The 13,085-nt window shown below is 43.3% G+C and carries 11 protein-coding genes; 6 read left to right on the top strand and 5 right to left on the bottom strand.

Translation table 11 applies throughout. The features are described from left to right. Window positions 1–50: 50 nt before the first annotated feature. The 4 genes from FX988_RS02190 (at window position 51) to FX988_RS02175 (ending at window position 4,605) form a co-directional block, all read left to right on the top strand. Window positions 51–1,361, top strand: coding sequence for a DEAD/DEAH box helicase (locus FX988_RS02190; RefSeq protein WP_160178138.1), 1,311 nt, complete (start codon window positions 51–53; stop codon window positions 1,359–1,361). Between the two features lie 317 nt (window positions 1,362–1,678). Continuing rightward, window positions 1,679–4,093, top strand: a complete 2,415-nt coding sequence (locus FX988_RS02185; protein WP_254700698.1) for a YdbH domain-containing protein — start codon at window positions 1,679–1,681, stop codon at window positions 4,091–4,093. A 14-nt stretch (window positions 4,094–4,107) separates the two neighbouring features. Beyond that, a complete protein-coding gene (locus FX988_RS02180; RefSeq protein WP_412761932.1) occupies window positions 4,108–4,269 on the top strand; it encodes a YnbE family lipoprotein in 162 nt (53 codons plus the stop codon). A 9-nt stretch (window positions 4,270–4,278) separates the two neighbouring features. Further along, on the top strand, window positions 4,279–4,605 hold the full coding sequence (locus FX988_RS02175; RefSeq protein WP_160178136.1) for a YdbL family protein: 327 nt from the start codon (window positions 4,279–4,281) through the stop codon (window positions 4,603–4,605). 63 nt (window positions 4,606–4,668) lie between these two features. Here FX988_RS02175 and FX988_RS02170 read toward each other — a convergent pair whose 3' ends face one another. The 4 genes from FX988_RS02170 to FX988_RS02155 are packed head-to-tail and all read right to left on the bottom strand — an operon-like array spanning window position 4,669 to window position 9,082. Then, a complete protein-coding gene (locus FX988_RS02170) occupies window positions 4,669–5,433 on the bottom strand; it encodes an SDR family oxidoreductase (protein ID WP_160178135.1) in 765 nt (254 codons plus the stop codon). A 26-nt stretch (window positions 5,434–5,459) separates the two neighbouring features. After that, on the bottom strand, window positions 5,460–6,224 hold the full coding sequence (locus tag FX988_RS02165) for an SDR family NAD(P)-dependent oxidoreductase (RefSeq protein WP_160178134.1): 765 nt from the start codon (window positions 6,222–6,224) through the stop codon (window positions 5,460–5,462). Beyond that, complete coding sequence (locus tag FX988_RS02160) at window positions 6,224–7,228, bottom strand: NADP-dependent oxidoreductase (RefSeq protein ID WP_160178133.1); 1,005 nt, start codon at window positions 7,226–7,228, stop codon at window positions 6,224–6,226. Before FX988_RS02160 ends, FX988_RS02165 begins: the two co-directional genes overlap by 1 nt. Window positions 7,229–7,276: 48 nt before the next feature. Continuing rightward, entirely contained in the window at window positions 7,277–9,082 is a 1,806-nt protein-coding gene (locus FX988_RS02155; RefSeq protein ID WP_160178132.1) for an acyl-CoA dehydrogenase, read from the bottom strand. 222 nt (window positions 9,083–9,304) lie between these two features. Between FX988_RS02155 and FX988_RS02150 the strand changes: the two genes are divergently transcribed. Both FX988_RS02150 and FX988_RS02145 read left to right on the top strand, forming a co-directional pair. Then, window positions 9,305–10,279 (top strand): GlxA family transcriptional regulator, encoded by a 975-nt coding sequence (locus FX988_RS02150; protein WP_160178131.1) that lies wholly within the window; start codon window positions 9,305–9,307, stop codon window positions 10,277–10,279. 442 nt (window positions 10,280–10,721) lie between these two features. After that, complete coding sequence (locus FX988_RS02145) at window positions 10,722–11,030, top strand: isoamylase early set domain-containing protein (RefSeq protein WP_160178130.1); 309 nt, start codon at window positions 10,722–10,724, stop codon at window positions 11,028–11,030. 58 nt (window positions 11,031–11,088) lie between these two features. Here the strand turns inward: FX988_RS02145 and FX988_RS02140 are convergent, their stop codons facing one another. Continuing rightward, a complete protein-coding gene (locus FX988_RS02140; protein WP_160178129.1) occupies window positions 11,089–13,047 on the bottom strand; it encodes a beta-galactosidase in 1,959 nt (652 codons plus the stop codon). Between the last annotated feature and the right edge of the window lie 38 nt (window positions 13,048–13,085).

Raw genomic sequence — 13,085 nt, 5'->3', positions numbered from 1 at the left:
GAAAAAGCAGCATAGACTTTGATTATTAATTCACGACCAGCGAGTAAAATATGAGTTTTGCCGATTTAGGCTTATCCCCCGCCATTTTGTCTGCCGTTACAGCCAAAGGCTACACCGACCCGTCGCCCATCCAAGCACAAGCAATTCCCGCCATACTAGAAGGTAAAGATATTATGGCAGCCGCACAGACTGGCACAGGTAAAACTGCCGGATTTACTCTCCCTTTGCTCGAATTGCTCAATCGTGGCAAGCATGCGCGTGGCAATCAAGCCCGTGCTCTTGTATTGACACCTACTCGTGAACTAGCGGCCCAAGTCGGTGCAAGCGTCGTCGATTATGGTAAGGATTTACCCCTACGTTCAGCGGTAGTATTTGGTGGAGTCGGTATCAATCCTCAAATGATTAAGCTCCGTAAAGGTGTTGATATTTTAGTCGCCACGCCGGGCCGCTTGCTGGATCTATATAATCAAAACGCTGTTCGATTCGACGACCTTGAAGTGCTTGTACTTGATGAAGCGGACCGTATGTTAGATATGGGTTTTATTCATGACATCAAAAAAGTGTTAAAGCTGCTTCCAGCGAAACGTCAAAACCTTTTATTCTCAGCGACCTTCTCGGACGATATTCGCGCTTTAGCCAAAGGCTTGGTGAATAACCCGGTTGAAGTGTCTGTTTCTCCTGCGAATACGACAGTAGAAGCCGTTGATCAATCTATTTGTCCGGTAGATAAGAACCAAAAAACGCCCGCCTTGATTCGCATGATAAAAGACAATGACTGGCAGCAAGTGTTAGTTTTCAGCCGCACTAAACACGGCGCCAATCGAATCGCCAAACAACTTGAAGCACGTGGCATCACTTCAGCGGCGATTCATGGTAACAAGAGCCAAGGGGCACGTACCAAGGCGTTGGCAGAATTTAAAAGTGGTAAAGTGCGTGCTTTAGTCGCCACAGATATCGCTGCGCGCGGATTAGACATTAGTCAGTTACCTCAAGTCGTAAACTATGACTTACCGAATGTAGCAGAGGATTATGTTCACCGCATCGGTCGCACAGGTCGTGCTGGGGCAAGTGGCCAAGCAATATCATTAGTCACCGCAGATGAATTTTCATTGCTGGCCGACATCGAGCGTTTTACCAAACAAATTATTCCACGTAAAGGAATGGAAGGCTTTGAACCCGTTCATGCCCTACCTGAGTCGCGCTTAGATACCAGACCAATCAAACCTAAAAAGCCCAAAAAGCCTCGTGTTCAACACAAGGACGGGCAGCGCTCCGGTGATAATGCTCGCGGTCATTACTCAGGTAAACGCAGAGGAAACGGCCCAAAAAACGCCAGCCCTCGTCGCTCAGCGTCTCAATAGAGTAAAATACAATCTCATTCTTTGTGTTTACTTTAGGTGAGCACAAAGAACGTCATATATTTTCTTAGATTAATTCCCATTTTATTTGTTAATGTACAGCCATTCATTTTGTTTAATATAGGCTGTCTTCTGTGGGTAAATTGTTTTCAAAAAAGCGCTACCTTTTACCAATAGTTTGCCTAACCTTTCTACTTTTCTCGCTCATCACCGCCTATCTTTTCAGAAACGCCCTAGCCATCTTTTTTATTGAGCGTTATGTCAGTGAGCAGTCAATCCGGGTCAACTGCCTCTCATTCGACATAAGTAGAGGTCTTAACGTGCATATAGAAAAAGCATGTATTCACCTGCCAGGCTTAAAGGTCGATATTCACAATGCGCACTTTTCACATAAGAAGAATAGTGTATCCATCGCCTTACTGAAAGTTGCACACACCACGCAAAAAAGCACAGATGAAAGTCCTTCATTAATATCGCCCGTGGATTTACACCAATGGCACTTACCAGCTAATTTGCCACGCATACGAATTGATAAGGCGAGCTTTAATAGCGATCAGATTAACCACCCTATACATGTAAGCCTGCAGCAACCCACACCTCATTCAGTGACATTAACTGGCGATTTACAGGCGACACTTGCGCTGAACAAAAAAAATGACGCAAAAGCCGACAAAAGCAAAACTGTCATAGAAGGTGATATTAGTTGGACGTTATCTGACGTTGTTGACTTGATTCCACTAGATACGAAAAAGCTAGCGTCTCTGGAGCCCGTGTTGAATCAGCACGTATTAATGAATGCTCCTATTCACAGCCATATTTTATTTGATGGTGCTGTTATTACGTCTAATCATCAACTCTCCAGTCATTTTGTTTATGCTTTTGAGCCGTGTTCAATACGCTCTCGTGTTAACGGCCAGATAGGAATCGATGTATCTTTGATAAGCCAATCGATTGACTTAGATCTGACGAAATTACACACACAAGCAGAGCTAAACAAGGAGTGTACTACCCTATACCCACAATTGCCTTTTGAGCTTCCTAATGAGTTTTCGCTAGAGATCCCCGAGCCAATTAGGGTGAACCTGCAAACTGTGATCATCCCCTCTTTTTTAATCAACCACGACGACAACAGGCTTATGTTGGCTGAGTCACGCATTGTGTTAGCAAACGCACAGCAGCCCATTCAGATTTCGACTCACGTTAGCCTTGAAGGTCTTTTACAGCTTAAGTCCAACGAAAAATACGGTAAAGTAAAGGAATCTGCCGCTAATACCCTAGCACTTACCTCACGTTCAGAGCTAAGTCTTGTAGGTCAAAAGTGGTCACTCGAAAATATAGATATTGCGCTAAAAGCTGAGGGTATTTCACAATATAACCTGTCAGCTAAAGCGCTTTCAGCGAATATCCAAGGGGCAATATCCGAATCCGATGGCGTTGAACTAACACTTGATGTGCAGGCAAAAAATGCCGCGTATTATCCCGCTCCAACCTCATCTGACGTTGAGCCGGTACCGATTACGATAAAGACAGTGGAGGCCGACATCACATTGCTGGGGCACCATGAACAAGGTCTGACCACGTCGTTAAGTACCCATTTAACGCAAGTTAAGCGCGATACCCTGTTAGTCAATAAGCTAAACAATCAGATGTCCGGTAAAATCAATCAGTTGCGTAAAATTGATTTGACTGGTAGCTCGCGTATCAATGGCATTGCAGTTAACCTTAGTGAAGATCGGTACTTAACCTTTGCCACACTCTCTGCCGAGCACACGATAGAAGCTGCTATTCAAGATAAGTCTTTAGTCAGCCAGCATGAACTGACAATTGATCAAGCTATTCACCTGCATATACAACAGCAACAACAAACCTTAACTGTTAGTGCCGAGCAGCAAGCTATCAGTAATTTTCAAAGTGTTATGAGTCGGTTTATGCCAGAACTGACATTGCAAGAAGGTACGCTTGACCTTAAAGGACTTTTTCAGCTTCAAAACGCCACTTTCGACGGAAAGATTGCCCTAGCGAATGGGGCGCTAAAATATCAGGAATACACTGCAAAGGGGGCTGCTACCACGGCACATATTCAACTTAATTCAGCGGGTCTTCAGCTAGAAAAGAGCACATTACATATTGAAAGCGTTAATGCAGGTGTACCAATTGAAAATATCGAAATTGAATATGCGTTGCATAACAGCAAGGCCAAAATCAACCATGCAGGTGGTGACGTATTAGGCGGAACCTTTAATGTAGGTGAATTATGGTTAGATAAACGTAACCAAGATACTCAAGTGAGGGTAAAAGATATTAGTTTGGCAAAGGCAGTGGCGTTGCAGCAGCAATCAGGTATTGAGGTTACCGGTAGCGTTTCAGGCATCTTACCCATGAGCATAGATAACAATGAAGTGCATATTGACGATGGACTACTAAAAAGTCAGGGGCCAGGAACCTTAAAAATCGACGGTAACCCAGCATTTGACTCGATTGCTGAACAACAATCTGAGTTAAACTACTTGAGAGATTTACAGTTTGAACAATTAAGCAGTAACGTAACGTTACATTCTGACGGCTTATTATTGTTAGACTTTGCTATTTTAGGCAAAAACCCCAATCAACAACAGGCGGTTAATTTTAATTACCATCATGAGGAAAATGTCTTAACCTTATTACGCTCACTTAGGTTGACAGATTCAGTACAGAATCAAATTGAACACAAAATTAAACAAGGCGGTGTACAGTGAAAATAGTGTGGCTAATGATGGCATGTATTTCGTTAGGTGCTTGCACACATAAAGTGCAAGTAGAAACGAAGGAACCGATTACGATCAATATCAATGTAAAAATTGACCACGAAATCCGCGTTAAAGTGGATAAAGAGTTAGATGATATTTTCAGCGATGACAGTGAATTATTCTAAGGAGACACCATGAAAAAGAGCCTATTAACCACATTTGTTGCAGCTACATCCTTATTGTTCACTAGCATGACATTTGCCATTGAATTGGACGATGCTAAAGATCAAGGTTTAGTTGGTGAGCAAACAGACGGCTATCTGGGAGCTGTGGTCAGTCAACCCGATGTTATTGCGCTCATCAAAGAGGTCAATAACAAACGTAAAGCGAAATACAGTCAGCTAGCGTCTAAGAACAACTTAACACTAGAGCAAGTTGAAAAACTCGCTGCGAAAAAAGCCTATGAGAAAACCGCCTCAGGACACTATGTACTGGTAAACGGCAATTGGGTGAAAAAATAGGTATCAGGTGTAAAAAACCGCCAGTGCGAAAATGCTCACACTGGCGGTTTTTTAAGGCTGTTTCTAAGCTAAATAACCGCCATCAACGGTAATAGTCGTACCTGTGGTATAGGTCGATGCATCGGATACCAAGTACAGAACGGTACCAGCCATCTCGTCAGGTTGTGCTACGCGTCCTAATGGAATTGTCATTAATGCCGTTTTTAATATTTTATCATTCGACGTTAACGCCGAAGCAAATTTCGTCTCAGTGAGTCCCGGAAGTAAAGCATTAACACGGATATTCAACGGGCCACACTCCTTGGCAAACGCTTTAGTCATACTGATAACGGCTGCTTTGGTGACAGAATATATACCTTGCATAGCGCCAGGAGAAATACCGTTCACCGAAGCTGTATTGAGTATTACCCCGCCGCCCTGCTCTTTCATCATTTTACCCGCAGCAACTGACATAAAGAAATACCCACGAATATTGACGTCAACCGTTTTTTCGTAGGCTGCTAAATCCGTATCTAGAATATGGCCAAAGTACGGATTAGCTGCGGCATTATTGACTAAAATATCCAGCTTACCAAAATCATTTTTGATACTCTCAAACGTTGCATCAATTTGTGCCATCTCACCTACATGACAGGCTAATGCAGTGGCTTTTCCCCCTGCATCACGAATGCTCTGTGCGACCGCTTCGCAGCCATCAATTTTACGGCTTGATACGATCACATGGGCACCATACGTAGCAAGTAATCTTGCGATTGATTCACCAATTCCACGACTCGCGCCAGTGACTAACGCAACTTTCCCCGTTAAATCAAATAATTCTGTTTTCATTTTTTGTCCTTTATTTTAATCGTTTGTTACGCGGTCATTCCGCCGTCTAAGACCACTGTATGCCCAGTCATAAAACTTGATTCTGGAGTGCATAGCCAGGCGATTGCTCCAGCAATTTCTTGTGGCTCACCTAGGCGTTTCATAGGATTTGCTCTCACCAATGCTTTTTGCCCACGTTCATCTAATTTTGAAAGTACATTCTCCACCATAGGGGTACGAACAAAGCTTGGACAAACGGCATTAAAACGAATGTTGTGTCTAGCGTATTCAACTGCCGCTGTTTTCGTTAACCCCACCACCGCATGTTTTGCTGCGCTATACGCTGACAAAGTGGGGGCAGCGCGAATGCCTGCCACTGATGAAATATTAATGATGTGACCACCGCCATTTCCCATCATGTGCGCCAGTGCGTGTTTCATGCAGTACCACACACCATTGACGTTCACGGCGATATTTTTATGAAATGTCGCATCATCAATTTCAAGCATGAATTTGGGATCGTGATCAATACCGGCATTATTGATGACTACATCAATATTGCCTAAGTCACTGATAGCGGTTCTAAACAATACCTCAACCGATTCGCTTACGCTGACATCCACTTTGCAAAAACGTGCTTGACCGCCTTCATCGTTTATACGCTGAACTAAGGCATTGCCATCAGGCTCATTCAAGTCGCCGATAGTGATGTTTGCACCGCGCTTACTTAACAATAATGCGGACTCAGCACCGATACCTGACGCTCCGCCTGTGATTAATATATGCTTTCCAGCTACGCTGTTATCACTCATTATTCGTTATCCACCTTCAGAACAAGCTTTCCTGTATTTTCACCGTTAAATAACATGAGTAAGGTCTCGGGGAAATGCTCAATCCCTTTTACCACATGCTCTTTGGCCTTTAATTTACCCTCAGCAATCCACTTCGCCATTTGCTCAGCGGCTTCACCGTAGTGTTTAACATTGTCAAAAACTACAATGCCTTCCATACGTGCGCGATTCACCAGTAGCGACAAATAATTTGAAGGGCCTTTAACCGATGCTGTATTGTTATATTGACTAATAGCACCACAGATTACGATCCGCGCATGCATACGAATTTGTGTGAGTACATCATCTAAAATCTCACCGCCTACATTATCAAAATAGACGTCAACGCCTTCTGGACACAGAGTTTTAAGCGCTTTTTTTACGTTTTCGCTTTTGTAATCTATCGCGCCATCAAAGCCTAATTCGTCCACAAGATATTGGCATTTATCTTTACCACCTGCGATACCAATAACAGTACAGCCATTTAATTTAGCAATTTGCCCAACAACCGTGCCGACTGCCCCAGCAGCGCCTGATACGACTACCGTTTCACCTTCTTTAGGCTGTCCGGTATTGAGCAAACCAAAATAAGCGGTCATGCCTGGCATGCCCAGCACACCTAAATAGCGCTCTAATGGCGCAATACTAATATCAATTTTGTGTAAATCTTTAGCATCTGAAACAGCAAATTGCTGTACTCCACCATGACCGAAAACATAGTCCCCTTCGCGGTAATCAGGGGACGTTGATGAAATCACTTCACCAACGGTACTGGCACGCATTACTTCGCCTATTTTCACTGGGGCAATATATGATTTACCGTCATTCATCCAGCCACGCATTGCCGGATCGAGAGAAATATAAGCGATTTTTACTAATACTTGGTTTGGGCCCAACTCAGGGATATCACTTTCTACCTGCTCCCAGTTATCTCTCGTTGGTGTCCCCACGGGTCGCTTGGCCAATAAAAACTGTGTATTTTTCATAAAAAAATTCCTTCACTATAGAAACACGCTGGTGATGGTTTGGCGAAGCTAGAACCATGATTCTTGCATCGCGCTACAGCTATCGTTCATATTCGTCAATAGCGTAAAATCACGATTGATTGCACTTAGCTCCCAATCAATAAAATATTTTGCCGCTTGCAGTTTGCCGCGATAAAACGCTTCATCGTCTTGTGGTAGCTGCCCTTTTGCCAGCGCCGCTTCCGCGGTAATGGCTTGACGTATCCATATCCAACTCACAACAATTTGTCCAAATATCGTCAAAAAGCAACTTGCGTTAGCCAATAACGCGTTCTGGTTCTCACCCCGAAGCTCTGATCCAATTAAAGGAATAAGGGCTTGTAGCTTGGTTAAATAAGGCTGTAGGTCCCCGATAAGTTGCTGACTAATACTGTGCTTTGCCTTAGCAAAATCTTCACTCATGACCTTTTGCAATTGTACTAAACCAGCGCCATTGGCTTGCCACAATTTGCGGGTCATTAAATCTAGCGCTTGAATACCATTGGTACCCTCATGAATAGGGTTTAAGCGATTGTCACGCCAGCATTGCTCCACTGGGTATTCCCGCGTATAGCCGGAGCCGCCGAGTATTTGTATCGCCAAATCATTGGCCTTAGGGCCAAACTCGCTGGGCCATGCTTTTACCACAGGAGTCAGTAAATCAAGCAGTTCAGCAGTCTTTTGTTTTTCTTCTGGCGAAGCAGCCGTATGCAAGTCATCAACTAATCGAGCTGCGTAGAAACACAATGACATACCGCCTTCCACGTAAGACTTCTGCGCTAAAAGCATACGCTTGACGTCACCATGTTGAATAATCGTAGCGGGTTTATCTGTCGGTTTGTTGTTTGGTGCAACGCGACCTTGAGTGCGCTCTTTAGCGTATTGCAGAGAATGGCGATATCCAGCGTAACCCAGCATAGCGGCACCGAATCCTACACCTAAACGTGCTTCGTTCATCATCAAGAACATGTACTTTAATCCTTGATGCTCTTCACCCACTAAATAGCCGTGGCAATCGTCTTTTTCACCAAATGACAACACGGTAGACGTGGTACCACGATAGCCCATTTTGTGAATAAGCCCCGCAAGAGACACATCATTACGCTGGCTTGGTTTATCGTTTTCGTCTAAACGATATTTAGGCACAACAAATAGTGAGATGCCTTTCACCCCAGGCGGCGCTCCCTGAATTTTCGCTAACACAAGGTGCACTATATTATCTGATAATTCATGATCGCCCGCCGAGATAAACATCTTGCTGCCTTTAATTCGATAGCTACCATCATCCGCAAGTCTCGCATTTGTCGTAATATCCGCCAAAGAAGAGCCCGCATGGGGCTCAGTTAATGCCATCGTTCCGGTGAACTCACCGGTCAACATGCGTGGCATAAACGTGTCTTTAATGGTCTGACTGGCAAAGTTTTTAATCACATTAGCGGCCGCTACCGTCAAAAATGAATAGCCCGTACTTGAAGGATTTGACGTGGTAAAGTAGCTTGAACATGCCATCATAATCGTTTCAGGTAGCTGCATACCGCCATCTTCAAAGTCAAAGCGTCCCGCTATCAAGCCAGACTCAGCATAGGTGTCAAAGGCCTCTTTGACTTCAGGTATCATGTGCACCCTTTCACCGTCAAATGTTGGCTCATTTAAGTCTGCTTTGCGGTTATGAGGTGCAAATTTTTCTCTGGCTATTTTATCCGCCGTATCCATGACTGCGTCAAACGTGCCTTTGTTATGCTCACTAAATCGCTCTCTTTCACATAAGGATTCAGTATCGAGCACTTCATACAATTGGAATGCTAACTCTTTACGACTGACCAGTTCTTCACTCATTTTGATACCTTTAATTACCTGTCGATATTTATCTGCGAAAACCACAAAAAAACGACATATTATTGTGACGCCAATTAGGCAACATTCTCGTAACAGAATGTAGCTTCGCAGATAAAAGCGGCGCGATTAATTGTCATATATGACATAATAATGGTGATTTTAGACAGTTATAAAAGTGGATGATAGCCGTTAAAAACAGCGGTTTATAGTGAGGAATATTTTGTGTTTAAAGTGACCATTTTAGGGTTCGATCAAGCCTATGCCAGTGCCATAACAGGTGTATTGGATATTTTTGGTTTAGCAGGAATAACTTGGCAACGTATGCAAGGACAACCTATTAAACCGTTATTTGACGTTCAGATAGCGTCATTAGGAGGACGCCAGGTTAAATGCATAAATCAGCTTGAATTGAGCGCCCACGTTGCAATCGAGAATGTGACGAAAACTGATTTGCTGTTAATTCCGACTATAGGTGGTGATCCCCTTGAAGTGTTGAAAAACAATGTTGCTTTACTGCCTCATATTCGCCGCCATTATGCGCTCGGCGCAGATATAGCGAGTAACTGTAGTGGCGCATTTTTACTTGCTCAAGCAGGTATATTGGATCAACGCATGGCGACAACGCATTGGGGCTACGCGGAACTATTTAGCACGCTATACCCACAAGTTGATTTACTCATCGATCGTTTAATAACAGAACAAGATAATATTTTCTGCTCTGGCGGCGGCATGGCTTGGTTTGACTTAGCATTATTATTGATTGAACGCTACGCTGGGCATGATATCGCTACTACGACAGCGAAAGCCCACGTGATTGATTTATCCAGAGGTGAACAATCTGCCTACGCATCTCTGCGCACTAAAAAATACCATCAGGATGTTGAGATCCTTACGGTGCAGCACTGGCTCGAAGAGCATTACGCGCAAAAAATTGTGATTGAGTCATTAGCCGCCAAAGTGAATTTAACGCCGCGTACTTTTGTGCGCAGATTTAAACGTGCTACTGACCAGTCCCCTCTTGTCTATTTACAAGGCGTCAGAGTAGAAGCGGCTAAAAAGTACTTAGAAGCAGCAACGCACAGTGTTGAGCGAATTGTTAATTTGGTAGGCTATGACGATTTAAGTTCTTTCACTCGCCTATTTAAAAAGCACACGGGTTTATCTCCGAGCCAATACAGTAAAAAATTCAGTCGGTAAAGTAAGACGTTAGTTAATCAGTCAGTTTCCACCGTATTGCCATCTTAACGTCATATAAGTCGTCGAAGATTTACATCTAAAAACGAAACATTGAGCACAGTTTATGCTTATACCAATATCATATAGCTAATTTGAACGTTAAAGACAGCTACATTAAGTAGCAACTTAGCTCCCGTATTGAATAAATGTATTTTAAATCAAAAATATACGTGTTTATCCCAGTTTAAGGTTTCAATCGTGTCTGCTCGATAAGCAGTTGCAACATGAAGAGAAATGCATCAATTTAGGGCAATTTAATTGTGTATTGTTGTCATTTCATACTGGGTAAAGAGTAATACTTTTAAATATTTCGTTATTTTATTACTAATTAATTATAAAAATGCGGAATATTGGTGTATAAATGCACAAAATCTGTTCTTTAATTACACGCGAGAGGAAAATCATGGCTTTTAAGAAACAATATTTAAAATCTAAACCTGTTTGTAAGGTCACATTTAAAATCAGCAAGGAAGAAGCAAAACAGGCAGATACCGTCAGCATTGTTGGTGATTTTAATGACTGGGATAAAAGTGCGACTGTGATGAAGAAGCTTAAAAACGGTAGTTTCTCTGCAGCGATGGACTTACCAGTAGAGAATGAATACCAATTCAGATATTTGTTAGATGATGAAGCATACGAAAATGACTGGCAGGCTGATGCTTATACAATGTCGCCAATGTCAAATGAAGAAAACTCGGTGATAAAACTATAGTTAGTGCAGGCACCCTGCGTTTCAAACGAAACACAGGGTGTTTATATCGCTATATAAATTACTCAAGCGTTGTAAATGAAACGCCAGGGTATGTTACACCTTGCCATTCAACGGCTTGTTGATTGAAATTCTGTACCAGCGTGGTATTGCCTCTTTTACTCAACCTTAGGCCTTTGGGTAGACGGTAAGTCTCTATTCCCGCTCCACGTAATGCTTCCATTAAGACGCTGCTAATTAACCCTGTTGACAATGCACCAATGACACTTACCTTATCTTTTTGGGTGACGGCAGCTAAACCAGCCATAGGTCCATGCGTGTAAGTATGAGTGGCAACAGCACTGTTTACTTCATAACTTTCACACCAAAGTTTCGCGGTAAAGTCCGTGTTGTGGTTGGTGCAACGAATAGTTTGCTCTAATGTAGGCCGCAACGAATCAAAATTAGCCAATTTGATCCCGACTAATTCTTCAATAAATTCGAATTGCCCTTTATTAGCCACGCGCCCAGAGTCATGACGAAACGCCGTGCGTGGACCAAAAACAATGGGGCATGACTTAGCACAAAGGTTTAGTATTGACGCGGTTTTATCTGTCATTAATGTGAGAGCCGGCGCAACGACGAGTGCATATTGCTTATCAGTCAGTTGTTCAGGGTGAATAATATCCACATCTACCCCTAACTCTCTAAGAGCACTGTAGAACATCATGAATTGATGCCAATAATTCAAATCTTTATTGTGAGGCTGTAAATTGTAAGCCCATAGACTGTTGTAATCATGTAACAGGGCAACTTTTGCATCTACTTTTTCAAGCGCGAATTGGCTAGGGTCAAAGTCTTTCACTTCTTGATAGCCTCGATCAGCACGGCCATCTTGTTGCAATAATCCGGAATGCATTATTTCTTGCGCCATATGGCTTGCGCGCCATCTGAAGTAAGTCACACAGCTTGCCCCATGAGCCCAAGCCTGTGCTGTCCATAATTGCACTGCTCCTTTAGCGGGTAACGGATTATACTGCGCCCAATTCGCGTGACCGCATTGCTGCTCCATTATCCAAAAATCTTTCCCACCTTTAATGCCGCGATATAAATCGTGATTAAAACTAACCAAGTCAGGGTGACCAGTGCGGGCGAACTCTGTTTTTGTTTCCTCGCTCTCCCAGGTCGCGAAAAACTCAAGCATACCGATTGGATAGCTATCCCAAGCAACAAAGTCTAGGTTTTTAGCGACTTTATATAAATCAAATTCTTGGGCAAAAATCACAAAATTATGTGTGATGAAACGATCAGGTGATAATGCTCTAAGCACCTCTATTTGCAGTTGTTGAAACTCATCTATCATGTCTGAGCAAAAGCGTTGATAATCTAACGCCTGCGATGGGTTAGGCTGGCGAACAGCTGTTAAATTTGGCGGGCAAATTTGCGACCAATCAGAGTAATCTTGACTCCAAAAGGCACAGCCCCAGGCTTCGTTTAATGCTTCTAAAGTTTGGTAGCGCGCTTCAAGCCACTTAGGAAAACGCTCAGCGCTCGCTCCACCATACGACACCGCTGTACCTTCATGGCCTAATTCGTTATCGGTCTGCCAACCTATCACGTCAGCATGTTGACCATAACGCTTCGCTATCTCAGTGGTAATGCGCTTGCATTCTTTACGGTATGTTTCACTGGCATGGTCATAGTGACGACGCGAGCCAAATCTCATGGTCTGCCCTTGGGCATCAACTGCTAAAATATGTGGAAACTTTTTCACTAACCAAGCAGGTGGCGTAGCTGTGGGCGTGCACATCACTATCTTAAGACCCTTTGCAACATACGTAGCAACGGCCTCATCTAGCCATTGCCAATCAAACACACCGTCCTTTGGCTCAATTTTAGCCCAAGAAAACTCTGCTAATCGGACATACGTTAAGCCTAAAGCGCGTTGTTGTTCTGCGTGTACTCCCCATTCATTCTGAGGTACGTGTTCAGGGTAATCGCACACGCCAATATTCAAAGTGTCGTTATTTAAAGTAGACATAATCGCCTGCCTCTCGCGTTAATTTATATGATAAATAT

The organism is Paraglaciecola mesophila, assembly GCF_009906955.1.
Lineage (GTDB): Bacteria > Pseudomonadota > Gammaproteobacteria > Enterobacterales > Alteromonadaceae > Paraglaciecola > Paraglaciecola mesophila_A.
Note: the sequence above shows the minus strand (reverse complement) of the source record. Positions and strands in the feature narration are given on the sequence as shown.

Coding starts and splice junctions, on each gene's coding strand:
- FX988_RS02190 (WP_160178138.1), top strand. CDS start 51: ATGAGTTTTGCCGATTTAGGCTTATCCCCCGCCATTTTGTCTGCCGTT.
- FX988_RS02180 (WP_412761932.1), top strand. CDS start 4,108: ATGATGGCATGTATTTCGTTAGGTGCTTGCACACATAAAGTGCAAGTA.
- FX988_RS02175 (WP_160178136.1), top strand. CDS start 4,279: ATGAAAAAGAGCCTATTAACCACATTTGTTGCAGCTACATCCTTATTG.
- FX988_RS02170 (WP_160178135.1), bottom strand. CDS start 5,433: ATGAAAACAGAATTATTTGATTTAACGGGGAAAGTTGCGTTAGTCACT.
- FX988_RS02165 (WP_160178134.1), bottom strand. CDS start 6,224: ATGAGTGATAACAGCGTAGCTGGAAAGCATATATTAATCACAGGCGGA.
- FX988_RS02160 (WP_160178133.1), bottom strand. CDS start 7,228: ATGAAAAATACACAGTTTTTATTGGCCAAGCGACCCGTGGGGACACCA.
- FX988_RS02155 (WP_160178132.1), bottom strand. CDS start 9,082: ATGAGTGAAGAACTGGTCAGTCGTAAAGAGTTAGCATTCCAATTGTAT.
- FX988_RS02145 (WP_160178130.1), top strand. CDS start 10,722: ATGGCTTTTAAGAAACAATATTTAAAATCTAAACCTGTTTGTAAGGTC.
- FX988_RS02140 (WP_160178129.1), bottom strand. CDS start 13,047: ATGTCTACTTTAAATAACGACACTTTGAATATTGGCGTGTGCGATTAC.